Origin of the sequence: Bacteroides sp. AF39-11AC, from assembly GCF_003474285.1 — a bacterium.
Lineage (GTDB): Bacteria > Bacteroidota > Bacteroidia > Bacteroidales > Bacteroidaceae > Bacteroides.
Genome location: NZ_QROH01000012.1, coordinates 1 through 24,512 on the forward strand (window position 1 = coordinate 1; position 24,512 = coordinate 24,512).

Consider the following 24,512-nt stretch of genomic DNA (forward strand, 5'->3'; position numbering starts at 1 on the left):
AGAAGTATCAACTTAATTGTGGTGCATTGTAGCGCCACCAGGGCGGATCATGCCCTTACCACAGAGAATCTGGAATCAGAACATCGCCGCCGTGGCTTCCATGGCATCGGTTATCACTACTACATCCGCAGGGATGGCACCGTCGTCCCCACCCGCCCCCTGGAACAGATAGGGGCACATGCCAAAGGGCACAACGCCCACTCGATAGGCATCTGCTATGAGGGTGGACTGGATTGCAACGGACATCCTGCAGATACCCGTACGCCGGAACAAAAAAGTGCGCTCCGCCTGCTGGTGCACCAGCTGTTGAAGCGCTTCAGAAAGAGCTATGTCTGCGGACACCGTGACCTTAGTCCGGACCTGAACGGGAACGGAGTGGTGGAACCGGAGGAGTGGATAAAGGTATGCCCGTGCTTCGATGTGGGAAAAGAACTCTGATTCTTATTCAGAGCATGAAATCATTCAAAAAGAGAACACGAAAGGAGGTGTAAAACTATGGCAATCAAGAAATCAGTATGGGATATGATCCTGAAAGTGGTTATCGCGGTGGCTTCGGCTATTGCGGGGGCGTTGGGAGCGAATGCGATGACGCTGTAAACAAGACAATGTCCCTTCTTAAAAAACTCCCGGTAAGTTTAAATAAAAAGCAACTTACCGAGAGTTGTCAAAAAAAACATTAACAATAATTCAAAAATACAATTAAAGAAATAAACATTATGAATATACTACAATTTCAAAAAACAATAGTGTTGGGAATACTCATTGTCCTACCTATCTTTGCACAGATAACCAATGCTCAACCTCCCAATACTCCTATATGCCCAGATTCTGTAATTCCCTCAAAGGTCAGTTTCAGAAGTCTAAATGATGATTATCGGAGCAATCTGCCAAGTTACATTCCTTCATCACCTACGGTCAGTTCACTGACAACATATGCCGATTATCCTGTATCACATTATACAGGAGTACCTGATATTTCTATTCCACTATATGAGATAAATATAGATAACTACAAACTACCGATCTCTTTAAGTTACCACGCTTCAGGTATTCGGGTAAACCAGGAGGCATCGTGGGTAGGATTAGGATGGGCACTCAATGCAGGAGGGGTTGTTTCAAGAACAATTAAGTGTGCTGATGATTTTCTGGAACAAACACCACCGGGAAGCAATATAAACCAGGGATATTATAGTGGTCCTGAAGCCAACAATCCTTACGACAGCCAATATTATACAACAGTAGGTGGCGAAGGAATTGCTAAATCAGCACTCCTCATCGATTCAGAACCAGACATATTCAGTTACTCTTTACCTAATGCAAGCGGTAAGTTTGTACTCGATAAATCAAGAGGTTCTGTTCTTTTCAATAAAAGTGATAATATAAAAATAGAAGTACTACCAGATGGAGCGAAAAAGAAATACTTCAAGCTCACTACCCCCGACGGAGTGCAATACCTATTCAATCAGTACGAAACAACCCGTTCTTATGGACGCCAAGGTGTACTAAATTACAACTTAAGTAATGCCACAAAATTTGACGAATACGAAAGTACATTAAACAGTATTTATGATAGTCCACTGACATACACCTCTAGTTGGTATTTATCTCAAATAAAAACTTCAACTAATCGTATAATTACTTTCAATTATGAAACAGAATCTTATCAAGCACCTGTACAAGAGAGTTGTGTTAAATACAATGTGACATCTTTTTCCGGTTCGCTCTGCGGACCTGGTAATAATGTTATCTATTCATGCAGCAAGACAGTCATTGATAATTTACGTCTATCAAGCATTTCTTGGAATAGCGGGCACATTGAGTTCAATTGCACTTCCCGCGAAGATATGATAGGACTAAGTGCCTCTCCGAGTCCACAAAGACTAAGCACTCTAAGAATTTATGATAATACCAACACCTGCATAAAAAGCTATCAGTTTGATTATGACTATTTCAATAACAGTTATACAGGAAGCTATAAACACGTATTCAAGCGACTTAAATTGAGTAAACTCTCCGACTCAAACGATGCAACTTTCAATTATAAGTTTTCATATAATGAAGGCAATTTACCCGCAAAGAACTCTAAGAATACGGATTATTGGGGCTACTATAACGGTATAAGCCAAAATAGCAGTTATTACTGTACTGCCAAATATAATAATGTAGTATATGCAGGTGCTAATAAACACTCTCAGCTAAACTCTATGAAAATAGGTAGTCTGCAATCGATCCGTTACCCAACCAATAAAACTGTAGAACTCACCTATGAAGCAAATCAATACTGGCCTAATGGTCCATCTACCAGTACCAGCATTGAAACCATGAAAGAAGGTCTCAATGTATATAATTACTACCAAGATGATATTGACAGGCAATTCCCACCATACGAATGCGATACAATTGTTTTGGAAACAGTAACTTCATTCAAATTGGGAGGATGGGCTGAAAATTGGGGCTGCAAGCCAGATCCGGACATTATGTACAATAACGATGTAGATTATCCAACCTTTCGCATCACTCGTCTTTACAGCTCAGGTAACAATAACATAATTCTTGCCTATCCTGTACCTGATGAACTACAACATGACTGTTCATATGATTTTCCACAACGCACCATAAGTCTTGCTGCTGGAACATACATTTTCGAAGCATTTGCTCCTGCCAAAGATGTGCGTTTTGCATTTTCTTATGAATATGATAAGGTTGTTGCACAAGTCAAGGAGCCTGTATCAGGAGGCGGACTAAGAATATCACACATTTCAGGAGAGAAAGACCGGAGTTTTACCTACCCAATAGGCAAACTGTTAATAGAACCTGCAGTCTCTTATACCGCGAGCTACAGCTGTCTTAACGGCACGGCAACTCCCAGCAATACAAGCTATATAATACAAGTCTCTGATCCAACAATACCAATGTATACACTAAAGCACGGCAACTCAATCGGATACGACAGTGTTCAAGAATCAGCAATTGATGGGTCAACAACTTATAGTTTCTACAACGAAAAAGAAGAACAGACAGATGATTACCCCTTCCTGCCTACAGAGATAAATTATTATAACGGCCTACCTAAATATATCAGCTACAGCAAAGGAAATACAGAAGGGAAACGTATAGAGTATGATTATTCAGCTATCTATTCGCAAAATATATACGGCTTTATGTTCAATTCAGGTGGTGTAGATGTACACCCATATAAATATCGCATTACGTGGCCTCATAAGACTAAAGAAAAAATAACCGACAATGAGGACAATGGGAACATTATTACGGAAAAAATATATACTTATAACAACAACCTGCAATTGAAAACAGAATCCGTCACCTCACGCGGAGATAGCTATATGAAAAAAATCAGTTATTCCACGGATTTAACGGATGCGGTCAGTCAATCCATGGTCGGTAAGCATATAATATCCATTCCTGTAGAAGTAGTTGCCTTAAAGAATGGGAATGTAATAATGGGCAAGAAGACTATATATAAAGACACTTTGAATATGTTCCTGCCAAAAGAAGAACAGATAATAGAGACAAAAACACTCTTGCCTGCCAACAATTACCAAAACGCATTTTCTCCACAACTGGAATTCAGTTCCTACAATCAGTGGGGAAGACCGATGCAAATTTCCGATAGAAGTTCATCTGTAGTTTATTTATGGAGCTACAATGGCATGTATCCGATAGCAGAAATAAAGAATGCCAGCTATCAACAAGTATTGCAAAAGCTTTCTGCCGGTTTCATTAGTAATTTGTGTAACAAAACTGTTCCAACTACAAGTGACCTATCATCTATTAATGGATTGAGAGATAGTTTGCCCTATGCACACATCACAACTTTCACTTACAAACCTTTAGTAGGAATAACCAGCGTGACAGATGCACGCAATCTAACCACCTACTATACATACGATTCTTCGGGAAGACTTTCAGAAATCTATATCCAAAAGAATGGAAGTAAACAAATTATAGAAAAATACGACTACCATTACTACAATAAATAACAACATTATGAGAAACAATATATTAAAGAAAGCAATTTCGCTATTCCTGCTCCTACAATGCAGTGTATCATACGGACAAATTAGTCCAAGTACTAACCAGAATTATATTTTGACCCGCACCCCTATGACTAACACTACCAATGCCAACAACCTAAATACGAACAGTTGCCTATATACTGTACAATACTTCGACAAATATGGTCGGTTGGAAGAAACGGTTTCACGGAAAAGAAGTTCGCAATCGCGAGATTTGGTTAACTATATCCAATATAACCAAGATGGGCGCATCTGGCAAAAATGGCTTCCCTTACCTGTAATAGAGAGTAATAATGGAGCACATGTACATTTTGACAGATTAGAAGACGATGCACGAAATTATTTTAATGATGCCGACCCATGTGTAAGTTATGAATATGAAAGGAGTGTTTTTGGGAGAATTGTAAGAGAAGCAGACCCTGCAGAAGATTGGAGGCTTTATGGCGATTTCAGAACTACTAATTATGCCCGTAATCTAAATGATGGTGGCACTTTCAGTTGTCCCCGAATTAATGCTACTTATTCTAATGATACTCTTATAACTCTCACCCGTGGCACTGATTATGTCAGTGGTGAACTATATGTAACAGTAAAAAAAGACGAAGACGATAAGACAACACATGAATTCAAAGATAAATTGGGCCAAATTGTATTGACACGACAGTTAGGAAACAGCAATCACGATACTTATTACGTATATGATAATTTTGGAAATATCGCCGCAGTGCTGCCTCCTATTATAACCGATATGCTTACTTCAGGAGGAAGTTATAACAACAGCAACGAAGTAATATGGAAATATGCTTACTTATACTGCTATGACAAAAGAGGGAACTGCATTGGGAAGAAACTACCCGGTGCAGCTTGGACACTCTATGTCTACGACCATGGAAGCAGACTAATTCTGACACAGGACGGCAATTTGCGTAAACAAGGGAAATGGCTGTTCACCTTACCTGATAAACTGGGACGCAATGCAGTAATAGGACTTTACAACGCTTCGCACAATCCCTTCGCTACAGACCTTGCCAACAAAGATATATATGCGGAATGGAAAGGAAGCAGTGCAATTTCTTCCGCTTTCTATGGTTATCAGCCACAAGGAATCGCCCTTACTGACCCGATCGTAGAAAATGTAAACTTCTATGACGGGTATACATTTAAGGCTTACAACAATCTGAGCAACAACTACGATTTCGAAAGTCAAAACAGCTATGGAGTACAATACACTGGAGGTTATCAAGGAATGCTCACAGGTAGCATGAAAAGAACAACTTCAGGAAAAGACATGTTCACAGTATTCTATTATGATGATCGTGGAAATATCGTACAGTCTAAAGAGAATAATCCGCTTGAGGGGAAAGAAGAAAATTTCTATGAATATGACTTCCGCAATAAAGTTACCAAAAGAAAGCACATACATATAGCAGGTAGTAAAAACATTACAGAAGTATATGGCTATAACTACGACCACGGAGAGAGGTTAATAACCACTACTTATCAACTGACCATAGACAAGATCATCTTGCCACAGATCACTTTATCAAGCAAAGAATACGATGAAATGAATCGTGTCAGCCGCAATAAGCTACATGGGCTCACATCGCTGGCGGTAGATTATACCTATAATTTAAGATCATATACTACATCTATTTCAGGATGCGGTTTTACACAGAACCTACATTATATAGATGGCCCGGGTGTACCTTATTATAATGGAAATATCAGCAGCATGACCTGGAAGGGACCCGACAATGTCACACGGGGATATAAGTTCAGCTATGACGGACTGAACCGTATGACAGATGGAATTTACGGTGAGGGAAACTCTATCAACGCGAATCTGAATCGTTTTACAGAACAGATTACCGAGTATGATAAGAATGGCAACATTAAAAAATTAAAACGCTATGGACAAACAGGGGCCAATGCCTATGGTCTAGTTGATAATCTTACGTTGGAATTAAAGGGTAATCAATTAAAAACAGTAAGTGACGCAGCAACGGCTACGGCATATAATAATGGCTTTGAATTTAAAAAAGGAGCAAATGCTACTATTGAATACGATTACGACCCTAATGGAAACTTGACAAAAGATTTAAATAAAGATATAAAGGAAATCCAATATAATTTTTTAAATTTGCCAAGCTTGGTTAAGTTCTTAGATGAAAGTACCATTACCTATACTTATGGGGCAGACGGGACAAAACTCCGCACAGTTCATAAGATAGGAAGTGTTACTACCACTACTGATTACTGCGGCAATGTGATCTATGAAAACAATACAGCAAAGCTGTTGTTAACTGAAGAAGGATACGTTTCTTTGAATGATAATAAATACCACTATTATCTGAAAGATCATCAGGGAAATAACCGGGTAGTCGTAGACCAAAATGGCAACGTGGAAGAAACAAATCATTATTACCCGTTTGGGGGTGTATTTGCAAATACAGGAAATACACAACCTTACAAGTACAATGGTAAGGAACTCGACGCAAAAAAAGGATTGAATTGGTATGACTATGGGGCAAGACATTATGATGCAGCACTGGGGAGATGGCATGTGGTAGATCCGCTGGCGGAGAAATACTATGGAGTGAGTCCATACGTGTATTGTAATAATCTCCCGGCACGCTATATTGATACAGATGGTAGAAAGATAGTTGATACTAAGGGGAATATCATATATACAAAAGATGGAGGGTGGACCAAAACTGCATCTCAAGATGCTCAACGAATTGGTAACGCGATGATGCAAACTCGAACTGGAACAATCCAGTTTGAAAAAATGGTCAATGCGGATCATGATATAACTTTAAGCATTAGTTCAGAGAGTAAAATAGAAAAAGATAAGAATAGAAAAAAATATAGACTAGGAACCTCTCAGAAACATTTTGTTGCTGATAAACTAAAGTCTGTTGATATTATTATCTTTGAAGGAACATTGAATGAGTTTACCAATGCAAACACTCCTAAGGCTAAAAAATACAAAGTATCAACAAAAAATAATGATGAGGCTATAGGAGCGGTTGCTACACACGAATCTGTACATGCCACCGATGAACAGAATATAAAAGAAAGCAAAGAAAATGTAGTAAATAAGACATCACATGATATTGAAAAAACTCCAAATGAAGCTGAAACAAATGTATTGAATGAATTATTCAATCAGCATAATAAATTCTAAGATGACAGATATGATAAAATTTACAACGATACTATTTATACTGATTATTCCAATAGGTAATAATCTGTTCGGACAAGATTTTGAGAATAAAGAAATAAGGGATTTTCTCATTAGTACTGGTGAAATACAGGAAGGAGATAGATGTTCTTATTATGCTTATGAGTTAATAAAGTCAGATGAATTAAAATGTTCTGATATTTGTGGAATATATCGAATAGGAGCATATGCATCACATAGTTATACATATCTATTACTATTAGATAAACAAGGAAAAACATTTTTAGATTGTCATACCGATTTATATCAAACATTAAAATCTATATTCTCTTTTTTTGAGAAGAACAATCACTGTTTCACAGATTTAGAAAAGCTTTCTTATATAAAAGAAGCTATGGACATTTATCATCGAAATAATACTGCTATTCCTTGGTAGTTTGCTACAGTGCGCTTTCCTTCATCAATTAAATATTAGAATCTTTTAATGCACTAACCTTATGTATCCCTGTTTCTGAATATAGAATGTTTAGGAACAGGGATTTTTCACCATTTTTTCTAGCATAGAGATGATTCTATCAAATATACAAGCTCGTCCTTTCTTTGTCAAATAACAATCACCTCATTCTACCTTCCATAACCATCCCTCCAGCAGGGCTACACCCTTTTGCCCTAAAGGTGTAGCCATCACCGCAAAATGGTGTAGCCATCCGGAGCAAAAGGTGTAGCCCTACCAAAGTAGGGCCACAGGCACTTCTAAAGGGCATAAAAGAAATATTTATCTATACCATTCCAAATTCAGTCTATACGACATTTTCAATCAGAATACTTCTTCACTCCGAAGTCCGAAAACAAATATCCAACAGATTTCCATTAAAAGATTCCATCAGGCATCTTACAGCGGATATTCTTCGAACGCATACAGCAACGTCGAAAGATAGCGTTCGCCCGTATCCGGCAATAATGCAACGATTGTTTTCCCGGCATTTTCAGGAAGAAGTGCCAGACGGGTAGCTGCACTGACTGCTGCTCCGGACGAAATTCCCACCAACAAACCTTCTAATTTAGCCAATTCACGGCCCGCACGAATAGCATCATCATTCGTTACCTGTAGGATTTCATCTACTACCGCCGGATTGTAGTTCTTAGGAACAAAACCGGCACCGATTCCCTGTATCTTATGTGCTCCTGGTGCACCTCCCGAAAGCACAGGAGAGTCAGTAGGTTCCACTGCCACTACTTTCACAGCGGGATTATGTTTCTTCAGGGCGGCACCTACACCACTAACGGTTCCACCGGTACCGACACCGGCTACAAAAATATCAACAACACCTTCCGTATCCCTCCAGATTTCCTGTCCTGTAGTACGTTCGTGCATAGCAGGGTTTGCAGGGTTATCAAACTGCTGAAGAATCACCGCACCCGGAGTAGCAGCTTTCAGTTCTTCAGCACGGGCTATGGCACCCTTCATACCATTGGCACCCGGTGTAAGCACCAGTTCGGCACCAAGGGCTTTCAGCAGGTTACGGCGTTCTACACTCATGGTGTCGGGCATCGTAAGAATCAGCTTATAACCTTTTGCAGCAGCTACAAATGCAAGCCCAATTCCGGTGTTTCCACTGGTAGGTTCTATAATAGTGGCTCCGGGTTTCAGCAAACCGGAAGCTTCCGCATCTTCAATCATCGCCAATGCCACGCGGTCTTTCACACTTCCGGCAGGGTTAAATGACTCCAGTTTCACGATCAGACGGGCTTTTAAACCTTTCGCTTTATTGTAATTACTCAGCTCCAGTAAGGGAGTGTTGCCCACAAGATCAGTGAGCTGTTTTGCTATCTTTTTCATAACTTATTGGGTTTTAATTTATACTCTTCTTTATAAAGTACAAAGATAGCGGGATAACGGTTCACAAGAAATACCATATTTGTGGGATTTTCATACTATAAATGAGGGATTTTCGCTGAGAATAGTTACCTTTGTGCCCACCTTATTATAAAAGGATATCCCAATGAGTCCATTGAACTTTACTCACATTTTGACACAGGCAGTCGATGAACTATCGGAAAGTTCGTCTTACAGAGGACTGTTTCATCAGCACACGGACGGTAATCCATTGCCTTCGGCCAAAGCGTTGCATAACATCGTAGAGCTGTCGCGTGCCATACTTTTCCCCGGTTATTTCGGTAATTCCACAGTCAACAGTCGTACCGTAAAGTACCACATCGGAGTAAACGTAGAACGTTTGTTCGACTTACTGACCGAGCAAGTGCTTGCAGGTCTTTGCTTTACCGGCGACGGCGAATGCAGCTGCTGTACTGAACTTCAACGCGAGGAAGCTGCGCTGATTGCCGCCAAGTTTATCAGTCACCTGCCAGAAATGCGCCGTGTACTGGCTACGGATGTAGCGGCTGCCTACAATGGCGACCCTGCTGCACATAGTTTCGGAGAAGTAATCAGTTGCTACCCGGCCATACGCGCCATCAGCAACTACCGCATTGCGCACGAATTGCTGAGGCTCGGTGTTCCTCTCATTCCCCGCATTATCACCGAAATGGCCCATAGCGAAACGGGAATAGATATCCACCCGGGTGCCGTCATCGGCAGCCACTTCACCATAGACCACGGAACAGGTGTGGTGATTGGTGAGACATGCATCATCGGTAATAATGTGAAACTGTATCAGGGAGTGACGCTTGGTGCCAAGAGTTTCCCGCTGGATGCAGACGGCAAACCGATCAAAGGTATTCCACGCCATCCGATATTGGAAGACAATGTTATCGTCTATTCCAACGCCACCATTCTGGGACGCATCACCATCGGGCAGGGTGCCACAGTAGGTGGTAATATCTGGGTAACGGAAAATGTGCCGCCAGGAGCGAGAATCGTGCAAACAAAAGCCAAGAAATAAATCTATAACAGATAATTTTCGGAGTGACGCTGGATATATAGATACAGCACATTGAATATATAGATGCAATAATTTGCCAAACATAGAGAGAATCAATATAAAAAGTATAGTCAAACAGTTATTAAATAAATGAGCGAACAATTTCAAATGATTGCCAAAACCTTCCAAGGACTGGAAGAAGTACTGGCACAAGAACTGACTGCATTAGGGGCAAACGACATAGAAATAGGCCGACGCATGGTGTCTTTCAGTGGAGACAAGGAAATGATGTACAAAGCAAACTTCTGCCTGCGTACAGCAATCCGTATCCTAAAACCAATCAAGAGCTTCACTGCCAAGAACGCCGATGAAGTATATGACCAAATCAAAGCTATCTGCTGGGAAGAGATCCTGAATGTAGAAAAAACCTTTGCCGTAGATGCCGTTGTATTCAGCGAAGAGTTCCGCCACTCCAAGTTCGTATCGTATAAAGTGAAGGATGCCATTGTGGACTATTTCCGTGATAAGTTTAACAAACGCCCGTCCGTACGTATCAACAAACCGGATGTATTGCTGAATATACACATTGCACAGACCACTTGTACGCTCTCTCTCGACTCATCGGGCGAGTCACTGCACCGCCGCGGGTATCGCCAGGAAGCAGTAGAGGCTCCACTAAACGAAGTACTGGCTGCCGGAATGATATTGATGACAGGATGGAAAGGGGAATGTGACTTGATAGACCCGATGTGTGGTTCGGGTACAATACCCATTGAAGCGGCACTGATTGCACGCAACATTGCTCCGGGGGTATTCCGCAAGGAATTTGCTTTTGAGAAGTGGAATGACTTCGATCAGGATTTGTTCGACATGATTTACAATGACGATAGTCAGGAATGTGAATTTACGCATAAGATATATGGTTACGACAATAACCCGCAAGCTAATGAAATAGCTACACACAATGTGAAGGCGGCAGGTGTATCAAAAGATATTGTCTTGAAGTTACAGCCGTTCCAGCAATTTGGGCAGCCCGCGGAGAAATCAATGATCATCACCAACCCGCCTTATGGAGAACGTATCTCTACCAATAACTTGTTGGGCTTGTATCAGATGATAGGTGAACGTTTGAAACATGCTTTCATCGGAAATACAGCATGGGTGCTCTCTTACCGCGAAGAATGCTTCGATCAGATAGGACTGAAACCGACCGTCAAGACACCTTTGTTCAACGGTGCATTGGAATGTGAATTCCGTAAATATGAGATTTTCGACGGAAAATATAAAGAATTCAAGAAACAGGAAGGCGAGGGCGAAGAAGGAGAGGCCTCCAAGGAATCCGGCTTCAAACCGAAAGAAGGAAGAGACTTCAAACCCAGAGAACCGCGGGAGTTTAAGCCGAGAGAGGGACGGGAGTTTAAACCGAGAGAACCTCGCAAACCGGGAGAGTTCAGGGCCAGAGATGACAAACCGAGAGAATTCAAGCCAAGAGAGTTCCGCAAGGATGGAGACCGAGAAAGAAAACCATTCGACAGGGAACGTCGCGACGGTGGAAAAGAGTTTAGACCGCGCGAAAGAAGAGAGTTCGACGGAGACCGTAAACCGAAAGGAACATCTTATCCGGAAAGAAAAAGAAGGGAGTTCGGAAAGAAGGAAGAATAACAAAAGATTATGGATATGAAGATAATCAGTAAATGGATGGGAGTGGTACTATTGGCATCGTCCGCTCTCTTCACAACAAATGTTATGGCACAAGATTTAAAGAAACCGACGCTGGAAGACCTGATTCCCGGCGGAGAAACGTATCGCTTTGCTGAAAACCTGTACGGACTGCAATGGTGGGGAGATACGTGCATCAAGCCCGGAATAGACTCCTTGTTTGCAGTAAACCCGAAGACAGGAAAAGAAACACTACTCCTGACGCGTGAGAAAATCAATCAGGCACTGGAACAGGAAAAGCTGGGTAAGTTGAATCATTTACATCAGGTAACCCTACCTTGGGCCGAAAAAACACAACTGCTTATCTCTCTGCCCAAAAACTACGTTGTTTACGACTGGAAAGCCGATAAAATCATCAGCAAACAAGCTCTGCCCGAAAAAGCAGCCAACAAAGATTACAATATTGCAAGCGGTAACGTGGCTTATACCCAGGATAATAATCTGTACGTAAATAGCCACGCCGTAACCAACGAACCCGAAGGCATCGTATGCGGACAAAGCGTACACCGCAACGAGTTCGGCATCAGCAAAGGAACCTATTGGAGCCCGAAGGGTGACCTGCTTGCTTTCTACCGCATGGACGAAAGTATGGTAACACAGTATCCGTTGGTAGACATCACTGCACGGGTAGGCGAACCGAACAACGTGCGCTACCCCATGGCAGGAATGACAAGCCATAAAGTAACCGTAGGCATCTACAATCCCGAAACTCAGAAAACGATTTATCTGAATGCGGGAGATCCCACCGACCGTTACTTTACTAATATCAGCTGGGCCCCGGATGCCAAAAGCCTCTATCTTATAGAATTGAACCGCGACCAGAACCATGCCAAGCTCTGTCAATACAATGCAGAAACAGGTGAATTGATGGGTACTCTCTTTGAAGAGACGCATCCCAAATATGTAGAGCCTCAGCATCCCATCGTATTCCTGCCATGGGATAGCAGCAAGTTTATCTATCAGAGCCAGCGCGACGGTTTCAACCACCTGTATCTCTACGGCACAGACGGTAAACTGATTAAGCAACTCACAGAAGGGAAATGGTTGGTAAGTGATATCTTAGGATTCAATACTCAGAGAAAAGAAGTTATATTCAATGCCGTAGATGCACTGGGAAGCAGCAACTTTGCAGTCAGCATAACCAGCGGAAAGCGTAGTCTGCCTTTCAATATCAATACTACAACTGAAGGTGTTCACAAAGGAGAGCTCAGCGCATCGGGCACATACATCATTGACAACTATTCAACCCCTGATATCCCTCGTAAAATAGACATTATCAACACTAAAACTTTTAAAAGCATCAATCTGCTGACAGCAGAGAATCCGTATCAGGATTTCAGCATGCCAAGTATCGAAGTAGGCACCATCAAGGCTGCCGACGGTGTGACCGATCTTTATTACCGCATCATAAAGCCTGCTGACTTCGATCCGAACAAGAAATACCCCACTATCATCTATGTATACGGCGGTCCGCACGCACAGATGGTCACCGGTGGCTGGCAAAACGGTGCACGCGGCTGGGACATCTACATGGCAAACAAAGGTTATATCATGTTCACCCTCGATAACCGCGGAAGCGATAACCGTGGTCTTGAATTTGAAAACGTCACCTTCCGCCATCTCGGCATCGAAGAAGGAAAAGACCAGGTGAAAGGTGTAGAATTCCTGAAAAGCCTGCCTTACGTAGACGGCAACCGCATCGGTGTACACGGATGGAGCTTTGGCGGACACATGACTACGGCCCTGATGCTCCGCTATCCGGAGATATTCAAAGTAGGTGTTGCAGGCGGTCCGGTTATTGACTGGGGATATTATGAAATCATGTACGGAGAACGCTACATGGATACACCGCAAAGCAATCCGGAAGGTTACGAACAATGCAACCTGAAGAATCTGGCAGGCAACCTGAAAGGACATCTATTGTTGATTCATGACGACCATGACGATACCTGTGTGCCACAACACACACTTTCGTTCATAAAAGCCTGTGTGGATGCACGTACGTATCCCGATTTATTCATCTATCCCACGCATAAGCACAATGTCATAGGACGTGACCGAGTACATCTGCATGAGAAGATAACAAGATATTTTGAAGACAATTTATAGAATAAAATAGAAGCAATAAATTAAACGAAATATAAAGATGAAGATATTATTATTAGGAAGCGGCGGCCGCGAGCACGCTCTGGCATGGAAAATAGCCCAAAGTCCGAAAGTAGAGAAACTTTTTATCGCCCCCGGTAATGCCGGTACCGGTGCAGTAGGCGAGAATGTAGCTATCAAAGCTACCGACTTCCCTGCCCTGAAAGCTTTCGCCCTGAAAGAAAAAGTAGACATGATCGTGGTAGGTCCCGAAGATCCGTTGGTAGAAGGCATCTACGACAGCTTTACCGGAGACGCCGCCACACAACATATCGCCATCATCGGCCCTACTGCCAAGGGTGCCCAGTTGGAAGGTAGCAAGGAGTTTGCCAAGGGTTTCATGGAGCGCCATGGCATCCCCACCGCCCGCTACAAAAGCATCAATGCCGGGAATCTGGAAGAAGGACTCGCTTTCCTTGAAACCCTTGAAGCACCCTATGTACTGAAAGCCGACGGTCTTTGCGCAGGAAAAGGCGTACTGATCCTTCCTACACTCGAAGAAGCCAAAAAGGAACTGAAAGAAATGCTCGGTGGCATGTTCGGTCAGGCCAGTGCCACGGTAGTTATCGAAGAATTCCTCAGCGGCATCGAGTGCTCCGTATTTGTGCTGACAGACAGCAAGAACTATAAAGTTCTGCCCGTTGCCAAAGATTACAAACGCATCGGTGAAGGTGACAAAGGCTTGAATACCGGTGGTATGGGAAGTGTGACTCCCGTTCCTTTTGCCGACGAGGTGTTTATGGAAAAAGTGCGTACCCGTATCATTGAGCCCACCATCCGCGGACTGCAAGAAGAAGACATCCTTTATAAAGGATTCATCTTCCTCGGACTGATCCGTGTGAAAGACGAACCGATGGTCATAGAATATAATGTCCGCATGGGCGACCCCGAAACAGAAAGTGTCATGCTGCGTGTACAGAGCGACTTCGTAGAACTTCTGGAAGGTGTACGCGATGTGAACCTCGATACAAAGACATTGACAATGGACCCGCGTACGGCTGCTTGCGTCATGCTCGTCAGTGGCGGATATCCCGAAGCTTACGAGAAAGGCAAGGTAATGACCGGATTTGAAGCAGCTGCCGCTACAGACAGTATTCTCTTCCATGCCGGAACAGCAATGAAAGACGGCCAGGTGGTAACAAACGGCGGACGCGTGATTGCCGTATGTTCGTATGGTGAAACCAAAGAAGAAGCCCTTGCCAAGAGTTATAAAGTTGCGGAAATGATTCAATTCGACAAGAAGTATTTCCGCCGCGATATTGGCTTCGACCTTTAAATAAAAGTGATAGAGTGGTAAGACATCACATTACCACATTCTTATATGATACGAAGTAAACGACTACAGAACCAGATCACAGCGGGACGTTTCACACTGCCCGCTGCCATCCTCTTGTCATTATTCTGCTGGATACTGACCTCTATTCTATTGCCTGAAGTTCCGGTAATAAAAAGTAGTTATCCCCTGTGGGATACTATCATAGATGGATATATTCCGGCATGGGCAAGTACACCTTTAAGTTTCATCTTCTATGGCGTCGTCGGTTACTTCCTGATAGAACTAAACAATACTTTTGCCATCATCCGCATGCGGGCATCTGTACAAACGGCCATTTATTTCCTGTTTATATCCGTTTGTCCGGCCCTGCATCCAGTTTATGCCGGAGACTTTGCCTCGATAGCATTTCTTATATCCCTGTTCTTCCTGTTCAAGGGCTACCAACATCCCCGTCCGGCAGGCACCATGTTCTATTCGTTCCTCTTTATCGGGTTGGGCAGTCTGTTCTTCCCGCAACTGACACTGTTTATCCCCCTCTACTGGATAGGTGCATACGGTTTCCAGGCACTCACTCCAAAGAGCTTTTTCGGCAGTTTGGCCGGTTGGGCTTTACCCTACTGGTTTCTATTGGGGCATGCTTACTTCTACGATGAAATGGACTTATTTTACCAGCCTTTCATCGAACTGGCAAAATTCCACCCTATCAATCTATGGGACTTCCCCTTGTGGGAAATAGCTACATTGGGCTATCTGTTCGTATTATACCTGGTCAGTTCCATCCACTGTCTGGTGGCAGGTTACGAAGATAAGATACGTACCCGCAGTTATCTGCATTTTCTTATTTTTCTGAGCTTCTACATCTTTATCTATATCCTGCTACAACCGATACTGACGATTCATCTCCTGCCTCTGCTGCTGATAGGTGTCAGTATCCTGACGGGACATTTTGTGGTGTTGACGAAAAGTCGGGCTTCCAATGTGTTTTTCATTTGTGCCCTCGCAGGGCTTGTACTTTTATTCGGATTTAATATATGGACGCTTTTATAGATTCACTGGTTCAACTCCTGATAGACTGGGGCTATTTCGGACTTTTCATCTCCGCTTTACTGGCGGGAAGCATCATTCCGTTCAGTTCGGAACTGGTAATGATAGCACTGGTAAAAGTGGGGTTGAATCCTGCCATGTGTGTCCTCTCTGCTACATTGGGGAACACAATAGGCGGTATGACGTGCTACTACATGGGGCGTTTGGGTAAGATAGACTGGATAGAGAAATATTTTAAAGTAAAAAAGGAGAAAGTAGACAAGATGCAAGCTTTCCTGCAAGGAAAAGGTGCTCTGATGGCTTTCTTTGCATTCCTGCCTTTTGTGGGCGAGGCAATAGCCATAGCACTGGGCTTCATGCGCAGCAATGTGTGGTTGACTACCTCATCCATGTTTGCCGGAAAGCTGGTGCGATACATCCTGATGCTGTTGGCATTGCAAGGAGTAATATCAATGTTTTAAGAGTTATGAAACGAACCATAGAACATACAGAAGACGGAAGTGCAACGCTGTTTGTACCAGAACTGAATGAACATTACCATTCGGTGAAAGGAGCACGTACAGAATCGCAACACATCTTTATAGATATGGGGCTGAAAGCTTCGGCTGCACCCCAGCCGCATGTTCTGGAAATAGGTTTCGGTACCGGGCTGAATGCCCTGCTTACACTGGAAGTTGCCGAACAAGAAAAGCGTCCCGTACACTATACCGGTATTGAACTTTATCCTCTTACCTGGGAAGAAGTTGATGCATTAGGATATAGTGACAACCCATTATTTAAGCAGTTACATACTGCACCATGGGAAGAGGATGTGAAAATATCCACGTACTTCACTCTGCGAAAAATACAGACAGATGCAAATAGTGACAAGGTGTTAGTGATTAGTGATAAACATGATACAACCCACTCATCACTAATCACTAACACCTTATCACTAAATCCCGATCTCGTTTATTTCGATGCCTTCGCCCCCGAAAAGCAACCTGAAATGTGGAACGAGCAGCTATTTCACTCACTTTACGTATCTATGAATGCAGGGGGCATATTAACGACGTATTGCGCCAAAGGTGTTATTCGCCGTATGTTGCAAGCTGTCGGATTTCTTGTGGAGCGTCTTCCGGGACCTCCGGGTGGAAAACGGGAAATACTGAGAGCAACCAAGAGAACAAACAACTAAGTTATAACGAACTATTGGAAACCATAAATATAATAAAGAAATGAAACGAACATTCCTGTATATCCTCGCTGCTTTGCTTGCCATGTCCTGCAAGAATAACAGCGTTCAAAATAAGAATGAAGACGATAAACCCGTCATCACTGTTACCATCGAACCGTTACGCTACTTCACCGAAGCCATTGCAGGAGATAACTTCAACGTTATCAGCATGGTACCCAAAGGTAGCAGTCCGGAAACGTACGACCCTACTCCGCAGCAACTTGTCGATCTTGCCAAGAGTAAAGCTTACTTCCGCATCGGCTATATCGGTTTTGAACAAACCTGGATGGATAAGCTGACAGATAATGCGCCGCATTTGCAGTTCTTCGATACTTCCCGCGGTATCGATTTGATTTTTGATTCCTCTCACGTCCACCACCATCACGGTGACGACGAAGCGCATACCCACGATTCTATCCAGGAAGATGAACACCACATTCTCGGCGTAGAGCCACATATCTGGAGTTCCGCTTACAACGCGCAAATTATTGCCGGAAATATTGTAAACGCCCTGTGCACCATCGACAAGAATAATGAAGAAACTTACATGGAGCGTTATAAAAACCTCTGTAATCAGATAGAACATACTGACAGCCTTATCTGCCATATGCTCTCTGCCCCCAATGCGGACCGTGCCTTTATGATTTATCATCCGGCATTGTCCTACTTTGCACGCGACTACGGTTTACATCAGATTTCTATTGAAGAAGATGGAAAAGAGCCCTCTCCCTCCCATCTCAAAAACCTGATAGATACCTGCAAGGAGGAAAAGATACGTGTCATCTTCGTACAACCCGAATTCGACCGTCGCAATGCAGAAATCATAGCAAAACAAACAGGTACGAAGGTAGTTCCTATCAATCCACTTTCTTACCATTGGGAAGAAGAGATGCTGAACATTGCCAGGGAACTGGTCGTTAAGAAGTAATCGGAGACTGTAAAATAGAGTAAAGAAATGAGTACGCCCCTTATCGAAATAAAAAATCTCAGCGCCGGTTATGATAGCCGTACAGTGCTACGTAATGTAAACCTCACCGTTTACGACCGGGATTTTCTGGGTATCATCGGCCCCAACGGTGGCGGAAAAACAACGCTTATCAAGTGTATTCTTGGTCTGCTGAAACCTACAGCAGGAGAAATTTTATATAGTGATAAGCGATTCGTGGCAAGTGACAAGCAGAGAGGCACAGCGCAACGCCCGGCACTGACTACCAATCGCTCCGTTCTAAAAATGGGGTATTTGCCTCAATACAACAGCATTGACCGTAAATTTCCTATAACAGTAGAAGAAGTGATTCTTTCAGGACTCAGTTCACAAAAGTCACTGATTTCACGCTTCACTGCGACGCATCGGGAAAAAGCCCGGCAAGTGATTGCACGTATGGGATTGGAAGGTCTGGAAAAACGTGCTATCGGTGCATTGAGTGGCGGACAATTGCAACGTGCCCTACTGGGACGTGCCATCATTTCCGATCCGGCACTTGTTGTCCTCGACGAGCCCAGTACGTATATAGACAAGCGCTTCGAAGCCCGACTTTACGAATTGCTGGCTGAAATTAACCATGATTGCGCTATCATTCTTGTCAGCCATGACATCGGCACAGTGCTGCAACAGGTGAAATCCATCGCTTGCGTGAACGAGACGCTGGATTACCATCCCGACACGGGTGTAAGCGAAGAATGGCTGGAACGAAACTTCAATTGCCCGATAGAACTGCTGGGACATGGAGCTCTGCCGCATCGCATATTGGCGGAACATAAGCACGGAGATGGATGTGGATGTTGTAACAGCAAACATTAAAAAGAACAAGGAAGGATACAAATCATTACCAGAACAAGTACAAAAGTGATGTTTTGCACATATTTCAAACAAAGTTATACATAGATGTATTATACATTCATGTATAATTTGTATATTTGTCCTTAGAATCAAGAACAAACAGCTTATGAAATCACCTTTTCAATACGGTACGCTGGTCGATAAAGAGAGTTTCGTCAACCGCATAGAAGAACGTAAGCAACTGAAAGAGTTGCTTGGATCGGGCATTAATGTAATGCTTATCTCTCCGCGTCGTTGGGGTAAGTCTTCGCTTGTAAAGGTAGCAATGGACGAGCTAATGCATGAAGACAAACATATCCGTGTATGCTTCATTGATGCATTCAGCATCAAAACCGAAGCCGAATTCTACCGTGCGTTTGTCCGGGAAGTCATCACATGTGCAGCCTCCACGCTCGAAAAGCGGCTGGAAGATGTAAAACACTTCCTGAAAACCATCTCTCCCAGTATTACTCTGAAAAGCGATGCCTCCGACACAATGTCTTTCGACCTAAAGTTCAAGTTGGAAGAAAGAGATGTCATGGAGATACTGGAATTACCCGAAAAAATAGCTTCTGCCAAAGGCATACAACTTATAGTATGCATTGATGAATTCCAACAATTGGCATTATTGCCCGACTATAAAAGCATGGAAGGCAAGATGCGCTCTGTCTGGCAGCAACAGCAGCGGGTAGCCTATTGTTTCTATGGGAGCAAGCGGCACATGATGATGGACATTTTCAACAATTCGTCCAATCCCTTTTATCGTTTCGGTCAAGTGCTGTTCCTGCAAAAGATTAAGAAAGAGGAATGGGTACCTTTCATCATCAATGCCTTCCGCCGAACCGAGAAAGAAATCAGCGAAGAGCAAGCGGAACGTTTGTGTGACATCGTGAAGTGCCATTCGTGGTATCTGCAACAACTGTGCTACTTTATCTGGAGCGGCACTTCCGGACGAGTGACAGATGATATCATCGAAGTCCGTACCCGCCAACTAATAGATACCAATATGCCCATGTTCATGAACGACACCGAGAACCTGACCGCCGCCCAAACAGCCATGCTACGTGCTGTTGCCGACGGTGAGTACCACCTCAACTCTGCCGCCGTAGTGCGCAAATATGAACTGGGAAGTGCCCAAACCATCACACGAAACAAACGAATACTGACTGAACGTGACTTCATGGAGAAAGAGGGAGAAAAATATGTGTTCTCTGACCCGGTGTTTGAACTGTGGTTCAGGAGGGAGTATTGCTGAATATAGAAAAGAAGGAACATGTGCAAACAGACTCAACTTTTTTGCACATGTTGCACTTCCGATGAGTGTAAATATAACAGCTTTTAATATCAAAAAGATGTGTGCAAAACTGAGAAAAGCAGGAAAGGAGCTCATTACACTTGCTAAATCTATATTTATTGGGCTATTTATAACCCAATATAACGGTAATATAGTAACTTGTTACCAAATGAATGAGAAAAAAGCGGCATAGCCAAAAGAAAAGATAACAGCACTATAAATTATAGAATGAGGTTGTGCCAGAGTTTTGACACAACCACATTCCTTCCAGTCAGAACGTCATCAAAACTTGGTTGATTACATTAGCAACCAACTTTTACCTACCAAAAATCAATGTATATCTTTTAACCTATCCTAATAAATATGCCTTACCTCCACAGTTTTAGCAGTTAAATCACTATATTTGCGCCCGTGTACGCTAAAATACAGAGATATAACTTAAAAACATAACGAATTATTTCCGAATGAAACAGTACAGAACCGTAAACAACCTCGTAGGTTGGATTACTTTCATCATTGCAGCCACGGTCTACTGCATGACTATAGAACCGACTGCAAGCTTTTGGGACTGCCCGGAGTTTATCACTACCGGCTACAAACTGGAAGTAGGACACCCACCCGGAGCACCTTTCTTCATGCTGGTAGCTAACCTCTTTTCACAATTTGCTTCAGACCCGAGCACCGTTGCTAAAATGGTGAATTATATGAGTGCACTGATGAGTGGCGCTTGTATCCTGTTCCTATTCTGGAGTATTACGCATCTGGTACGCAAACTTGTGGCTACAGATGAAAATAATATTACTAAAGGACAGTTGATTACCATCATGGGTAGCGGTCTGGTAGGTGCACTGGCATATACATTCAGTGATACTTTCTGGTTCAGTGCCGTTGAAGGTGAAGTTTATGCATTCTCTTCTCTCTTCACAGCCGTTGTTTTCTGGCTGATACTGAAATGGGAAGATGTGGCTAACGAACCGCACAGCGACCGTTGGCTTATCCTGATTGCATATCTGACCGGATTGAGTATTGGTGTACACTTGCTGAACTTGCTTTGTTTACCCGCCATCGTGCTGGTTTACTACTACAAGAAAGTGCCAAACGCAAATGCCAAAGGCTCATTGCTGGCATTGCTTGCTTCCGGCATTTTAGTAGCTGTCGTACTTTATGGTATGGTACCGGGTATTGTAAAAGTAGGTGGCTGGTTCGAACTGTTCTTCGTAAATACGTTAGGAATGTCCTTCAACAGCGGTGTAATGGTTTATATCATTGTGCTGGCAGGCTCCATTATCTGGGGTATATACGAAAGCTACACGGAGAAAAACAAGATGCGCATGGCCATCTCCTTCGTGTTGACTATCGCCCTGTTGGGTATCCCATTCTACGGACACGGAACAAGTGCTGTAGTAATAGGCATTATAGTTATCGCTTTCCTGTTCTTCTATCTCAGTCCGAAGATGCAGGCAAGCATGAAAGAGAAATATCGCATTTCCGCACGTACGCTGAACACATCATTGCTTTGTACAATGATGATCGTCATCGGATATTCTTCTTACGCCATCATCGTGATCCGCTCTACAGCCAATACGCCGATGGACCAAAACTCACCTGAAGATATCTTCACGCTGGGTGAATATCTGGGACGCGAACAATACGGAACCCGTCCGCTATTCTACGGACAAGCATTCTCTTCTAAAGTTGCCCTTGATGTGAAAGACGGTTATTGCGAACCGCGTGTTTCATACAGTGGTACCAAATTTATCCGCAAAGAAAAAGCTACGCCCGATGAAAAGGATAGCTATATTGAAATTCCCGGACGTATCGAATACGAATATGCTCAGAACATGCTTTTCCCGCGCATGTACAGCAGCCAGCACACCAGGGAATATCAAGCTTGGGTAGACATAAAAGGCAATGACATTCCTTACGACCAATGCGGACAAATGGTGATGGTGAATATGCCTACACAGTGGGAAAATATCAAGTTCTTCTTCACCTACCAGCTCAACTGGATGTACTGGCGCTATTTCATGTGGAACTTCGCCGGACGCCAGAACGACCTGCAGGGTAGTGGAGAAATAGAACATGGCAACTGGATCACAGGAATTCCGTTCATCGATAACTTCCTGGTAGGCGACCAAAGCCTGTTGCCACAGGAGTTGCAAAACAATAAGGGACACAATGTCTTCTACTGTCTGCCTTTGTTGCTCGGTATCATTGGCCTGTTATGGCAGGCATACCGTGGACAAAAGGGCATCCAGCAATTCTGGGTGGTGTTCTTCCTATTCTTTATGACGGGTATCGCCATTGTGCTCTACCTGAACCAGACACCGAGCCAGCCGCGTGAACGTGACTATGCATATGCCGGGTCGTTCTATGCCTTTGCCATCTGGATAGGTATGGGGGTGGCAGGTATTGTCCGTCTGTTGCAGCATTATGCCAAGATGAAAGAACTTCCCGCCGCAACACTGGTATCTGTTGTCTGCCTGCTTGTCCCCATACAGATGGCAAGCCAGACGTGGGATGACCACGATCGCAGCGACCGCTATCTGGCACGTGACTTTGGTCAGAACTACCTGATGTCTCTGCAAGAAACCGGCAATCCGATTATCTTCACCAACGGTGATAACGATACGTTCCCCTTATGGTACAATCAGGAGACAGAAGGTTTCCGTACCGATGCACGTACCTGTAACCTCAGTTACTTGCAAACGGACTGGTACATCGACCAGATGAAACGTCCTGCCTACAACTCTCCGTCACTGCCCATCACTTGGGACCGTATGGAGTATGTAGAAGGAACCAATGAATACATCCCTGTACAGCCTGATTATAAGAAGAGCATCGACGCACTCTATGCTGAGGCTGAAAAGCAGGCACTGAACGGTAATCCTGAAGCATTGGTGAATGTTAAGAAAGAATTCGGAGAAAATCCGTACGAACTTCAGAACATCCTGAAATACTGGGTACGCAGCAAGAATGATGACCTTAAGGTAATTCCTACAGACAGCATCGTAATGAAGGTGGACAAGGAAGCTGTACGCCGCAGTGGTATGATGATACCAGGTGACAGTATCCCCGACTATATGCACATTTCACTGAAAGGTAAACGCGCTCTCTATAAGAGCGAACTGATGATGCTTGAAATGCTGGCGGAAGCCAATTGGGAACGACCTATCTACATGGCAGTCAGCGTAGGTACAGAAAACCACCTTGGTATGGGCAACCACTTCGTTCAGGAAGGTCTGACTTACCGCTTCACTCCGTTTGATACTGAAAAGACAGGTGTCAAGTTGGATAGCGAAAAGATGTACGACAACCTGATGAACAAGTTCAAATTCGGTGGCATCGACAAGGAAGGTATCTATATTGATGAGAATGCTATGCGTATGTGTTATTCTCACCGCCGTATCTTCTCACAACTCATTGGCCAGTTGATACGCGAAGGCAAGACGGATAAGGCTAAAGCAGCCCTGGAGTACGCCGAGAAGATGATTCCTGCCTATAACGTACCTTATGACTGGCAAAATGGTGCTATGCAAATGGCAGAAGCATACTATCAGTTGGGCGAAATAGAGAAAGGCGACAACATCATGAAGGCACTTGCCGATAAAGCTGTGGAGTACCTCACATGGTATCTGAGCTTGGATGACCAACGCTTTGCAATGTCCAGCCGTGAAGTTATTGACTATCAACTGCCTATCCTCAGCACAGAAGTAAAACTCATGCAGAAGTATAACTCCGAACTGGCTCCTGTATACGACAGCAAGCTGAACGAGCTATATCAAATGTGTGTTGACCGGATGAAATAAAAAAACAGCGATTAGCGGTTAGTGATCAATGATTAGCGGTTGTGCCCTAACATTCACCCTAACCGCTAATCTCTTATCACTAACCGC

At 43.4% G+C, this 24,512-nt stretch carries 17 protein-coding genes; 16 read left to right on the forward strand and 1 reads right to left on the reverse strand.

The genetic code is table 11. The features are described 5' to 3' along the window. The 5 genes from DW036_RS22285 to DW036_RS22300 form a co-directional block, all read left to right on the forward strand. Positions 1-438, forward strand: a 438-nt coding sequence (locus DW036_RS22285; RefSeq protein WP_233560521.1) for an N-acetylmuramoyl-L-alanine amidase, incomplete at its 5' end; no start/stop codon positions are given. Positions 439-501: 63 nt separating this feature from the next. Further along, positions 502-597, forward strand: a complete 96-nt coding sequence (locus DW036_RS25665) for a smalltalk protein (protein WP_158585981.1) — start codon at positions 502-504, stop codon at positions 595-597. 119 nt (positions 598-716) lie between these two features. Next, on the forward strand, positions 717-4,001 hold the full coding sequence (locus tag DW036_RS22290; protein ID WP_118466258.1) for a hypothetical protein: 3,285 nt from the start codon (positions 717-719) through the stop codon (positions 3,999-4,001). Positions 4,002-4,008: 7 nt separating this feature from the next. Then, positions 4,009-7,224, forward strand: a complete 3,216-nt coding sequence (locus DW036_RS26115; protein ID WP_222850737.1) for an RHS repeat-associated core domain-containing protein — start codon at positions 4,009-4,011, stop codon at positions 7,222-7,224. A gap of 1 nt (position 7,225) precedes the next feature. Beyond that, complete coding sequence (locus DW036_RS22300) at positions 7,226-7,657, forward strand: hypothetical protein (protein WP_147401533.1); 432 nt, start codon at positions 7,226-7,228, stop codon at positions 7,655-7,657. Between the two features lie 456 nt (positions 7,658-8,113). On the opposite strand, the gene cysK is transcribed toward DW036_RS22300, so the two are convergent. Beyond that, positions 8,114-9,061, reverse strand: coding sequence for a cysteine synthase A (gene cysK, locus DW036_RS22305; protein WP_118466260.1), 948 nt, complete (start codon positions 9,059-9,061; stop codon positions 8,114-8,116). Positions 9,062-9,224: 163 nt separating this feature from the next. Between cysK and epsC the strand changes: the two genes are divergently transcribed. The 11 genes from epsC to DW036_RS22360 all read left to right on the forward strand — a co-directional run bounded on the left by epsC (position 9,225) and on the right by DW036_RS22360 (position 24,425). Then, entirely contained in the window at positions 9,225-10,124 is a 900-nt protein-coding gene (gene epsC, locus DW036_RS22310) for a serine O-acetyltransferase EpsC (RefSeq protein WP_118466261.1), read from the forward strand. Positions 10,125-10,253: 129 nt separating this feature from the next. Further along, a complete protein-coding gene (locus tag DW036_RS22315) occupies positions 10,254-11,765 on the forward strand; it encodes a class I SAM-dependent RNA methyltransferase (protein ID WP_118466262.1) in 1,512 nt (503 codons plus the stop codon). 15 nt (positions 11,766-11,780) lie between these two features. Next, the gene (locus DW036_RS22320) at positions 11,781-13,931 is read left to right on the forward strand and encodes a DPP IV N-terminal domain-containing protein (protein ID WP_118466352.1); all 2,151 of its coding nucleotides are present in this window, start codon (positions 11,781-11,783) and stop codon (positions 13,929-13,931) included. A 37-nt stretch (positions 13,932-13,968) separates the two neighbouring features. Next, the gene (purD, locus tag DW036_RS22325; protein WP_118466263.1) at positions 13,969-15,243 is read left to right on the forward strand and encodes a phosphoribosylamine--glycine ligase; all 1,275 of its coding nucleotides are present in this window, start codon (positions 13,969-13,971) and stop codon (positions 15,241-15,243) included. 48 nt (positions 15,244-15,291) lie between these two features. After that, positions 15,292-16,290, forward strand: a complete 999-nt coding sequence (locus DW036_RS22330; RefSeq protein WP_187374671.1) for a hypothetical protein — start codon at positions 15,292-15,294, stop codon at positions 16,288-16,290. Continuing rightward, positions 16,275-16,748 carry a YqaA family protein gene (locus tag DW036_RS22335; RefSeq protein ID WP_118466265.1) on the forward strand — a complete coding sequence of 158 codons (474 nt, stop codon included), beginning with the start codon at positions 16,275-16,277 and terminating at the stop codon, positions 16,746-16,748. The genes DW036_RS22330 and DW036_RS22335 overlap by 16 nt, the downstream gene beginning before the upstream one ends. Positions 16,749-16,753: 5 nt before the next feature. Beyond that, entirely contained in the window at positions 16,754-17,464 is a 711-nt protein-coding gene (gene mnmD, locus DW036_RS22340) for a tRNA (5-methylaminomethyl-2-thiouridine)(34)-methyltransferase MnmD (RefSeq protein ID WP_118466266.1), read from the forward strand. A gap of 40 nt (positions 17,465-17,504) precedes the next feature. Then, a complete protein-coding gene (locus tag DW036_RS22345; RefSeq protein WP_118466267.1) occupies positions 17,505-18,431 on the forward strand; it encodes a metal ABC transporter solute-binding protein, Zn/Mn family in 927 nt (308 codons plus the stop codon). A 27-nt stretch (positions 18,432-18,458) separates the two neighbouring features. Beyond that, positions 18,459-19,304 (forward strand): metal ABC transporter ATP-binding protein, encoded by an 846-nt coding sequence (locus tag DW036_RS22350; RefSeq protein WP_118466268.1) that lies wholly within the window; start codon positions 18,459-18,461, stop codon positions 19,302-19,304. 145 nt (positions 19,305-19,449) lie between these two features. Further along, positions 19,450-20,577: an ATP-binding protein gene (locus tag DW036_RS22355; protein ID WP_118466269.1), complete on the forward strand. Its 1,128-nt coding sequence runs from the start codon at positions 19,450-19,452 to the stop codon at positions 20,575-20,577. Positions 20,578-21,080: 503 nt separating this feature from the next. Then, complete coding sequence (locus tag DW036_RS22360) at positions 21,081-24,425, forward strand: protein O-mannosyl-transferase family (protein ID WP_118466270.1); 3,345 nt, start codon at positions 21,081-21,083, stop codon at positions 24,423-24,425. Positions 24,426-24,512: the final 87 nt, after the last annotated feature.

Bases quoted from the DNA above. Each gene is read 5' to 3' on its own strand.
- purD (WP_118466263.1), top strand. From the start codon at position 13,969: ATGAAGATATTATTATTAGGAAGCGGCGGCCGCGAGCACGCTCTGGCA.
- DW036_RS26115 (WP_222850737.1), top strand. From the start codon at position 4,009: ATGAGAAACAATATATTAAAGAAAGCAATTTCGCTATTCCTGCTCCTA.
- DW036_RS22345 (WP_118466267.1), top strand. From the start codon at position 17,505: ATGAAACGAACATTCCTGTATATCCTCGCTGCTTTGCTTGCCATGTCC.
- DW036_RS22290 (WP_118466258.1), top strand. From the start codon at position 717: ATGAATATACTACAATTTCAAAAAACAATAGTGTTGGGAATACTCATT.
- DW036_RS22360 (WP_118466270.1), top strand. From the start codon at position 21,081: ATGAAACAGTACAGAACCGTAAACAACCTCGTAGGTTGGATTACTTTC.
- DW036_RS22320 (WP_118466352.1), top strand. From the start codon at position 11,781: ATGAAGATAATCAGTAAATGGATGGGAGTGGTACTATTGGCATCGTCC.
- DW036_RS22335 (WP_118466265.1), top strand. From the start codon at position 16,275: ATGGACGCTTTTATAGATTCACTGGTTCAACTCCTGATAGACTGGGGC.
- DW036_RS22315 (WP_118466262.1), top strand. From the start codon at position 10,254: ATGAGCGAACAATTTCAAATGATTGCCAAAACCTTCCAAGGACTGGAA.
- DW036_RS22350 (WP_118466268.1), top strand. From the start codon at position 18,459: ATGAGTACGCCCCTTATCGAAATAAAAAATCTCAGCGCCGGTTATGAT.
- epsC (WP_118466261.1), top strand. From the start codon at position 9,225: ATGAGTCCATTGAACTTTACTCACATTTTGACACAGGCAGTCGATGAA.
- mnmD (WP_118466266.1), top strand. From the start codon at position 16,754: ATGAAACGAACCATAGAACATACAGAAGACGGAAGTGCAACGCTGTTT.
- cysK (WP_118466260.1), bottom strand. From the start codon at position 9,061: ATGAAAAAGATAGCAAAACAGCTCACTGATCTTGTGGGCAACACTCCC.
- DW036_RS22300 (WP_147401533.1), top strand. From the start codon at position 7,226: ATGACAGATATGATAAAATTTACAACGATACTATTTATACTGATTATT.
- DW036_RS22355 (WP_118466269.1), top strand. From the start codon at position 19,450: ATGAAATCACCTTTTCAATACGGTACGCTGGTCGATAAAGAGAGTTTC.